The organism is Streptomyces sp. NPDC054956 (assembly GCF_053609185.1).
The window spans coordinates 1-1,241 of sequence record NZ_JBSGXB010000651.1 but is presented as its reverse complement, the minus strand read 5'-3'; the positions used below and the strand labels follow the sequence as shown (position 1 = coordinate 1,241).

The window sequence follows — 1,241 nt, the reverse complement described above, 5'->3', positions numbered from 1 at the left end:
GAGCGCCGGCCGTGCCCGTGGCGAGGTCCATGGACAGCCGCATCATCTGCTCGCCGGGGAAGGCCAGATGCCCCTGGTACGGCACCGCGTGCCGGGCCAGTGCGTCGATCTGGCGGGCGATGGCATCGGGCCCGGTGCCCGGGCCCGGCGTGGTGGTCCGGGCCAGGTGGAGGATCATCCCGGCGGCGCCGCGCATCAGCCCCGGCTGGGCGTAGAAGGTCGCCTGCGCCGCCCGTACGATCTGCTGCCGGGCCTGCTCGAAGCGCTCGTCCGGGCCGTGCTCCAGCCAGTCGTCCAGCACCATGCCGATGCCGACGCTGCCCTCGCCGAGGTACGGCATCGTGCGCCAGCCCTCGTTCACCTGGAGGGTGCCGTAGGCGCTGGTGACGCAGCGGTCGAGGTCGCGGTGGAGCGCCCGGGCGGCCTGGGTCAGGAGTTCCTTGTCGCCCGTGCGCTCGTACAGCCGGACGCAGAGCAGGGCGGGGCCGGAGTCGCCGTACAGCAGTCCGGCACGAGCGGGCCGGTGCTCCGGGCGGGCGAGGAGTTCGGCACAGCGCAGGGCGGCGGCGTGCAGGCCTCCCTCGCCGCTCGCGGTGCCGATCGCGTCAAGGGCCAGGCCGATGCCGGCGAGTCCGCCGTACAGGTCGGGGCCCGCGCTCTCCCAGGGCTGGTGGAGCAGCCGGTCCACGAGGTCGAGGGCGCGGTCCGGGTGTCCGAGCCGGTGCAGCGTCCAGGCCGTGCCGGCCAGGCCGTCGTAGAAGCCGAGCGGGGTGCCGGAGTCCGGTTCCGCGGTGCGGTCCAGCAGCCATTGCTCCGCCTCGGGCCAGGGTCCGGCTCCGGTCTCGGCGAGGGCGTGCAGCACGCCGGCGATTCCGTGGCCGAAGCCGACGCCTCCCCCGGCGGCCGCGAACTGCGCGATGTCGCCCGGGACCATGCGGTCCTCGCGGTCCGGGGTGGCGCTCGCGCGCAGTGCCGCGGTCATCGACAGACGCGCGGCGGGCCATTGGCGCGGCTCCACGGGCAGGTACGGTCCGGGCGGCGCGGGGAGGCGTTCGCCCGGTGTGCCCTGCGGGGCGCCGGACAGGATCTCCCGGACGGCCTACGTCATGGAGCTGGCCCCGCGCGGCGGCGCCTCCCGGGCCACCTTCGTGGCGACGGCCGCCAACATGGGCGGTCTGGGCTGCGGACCACTGCTCGCCGGGATCCTCGCGCAGTACGCCGCCCGGCCGCTGTACCTGCCG

At 75.8% G+C, this 1,241-nt stretch carries 2 pseudogenes; one reads left to right on the top strand and one right to left on the bottom strand.

Annotation, left to right across the window (positions count from 1 at the left end):
- Positions 1 to 1,099: pseudogene (locus ACWGDE_RS39070) on the bottom strand (lanthionine synthetase LanC family protein); the annotation flags it as partial.
- On the opposite strand from ACWGDE_RS39070, the pseudogene ACWGDE_RS39065 reads away from it, so the two are divergent.
- A pseudogene (locus ACWGDE_RS39065) lies at positions 1,092 to 1,241 on the top strand (MFS transporter); the annotation flags it as partial. The pseudogenes ACWGDE_RS39070 and ACWGDE_RS39065 overlap by 8 nt on opposite strands.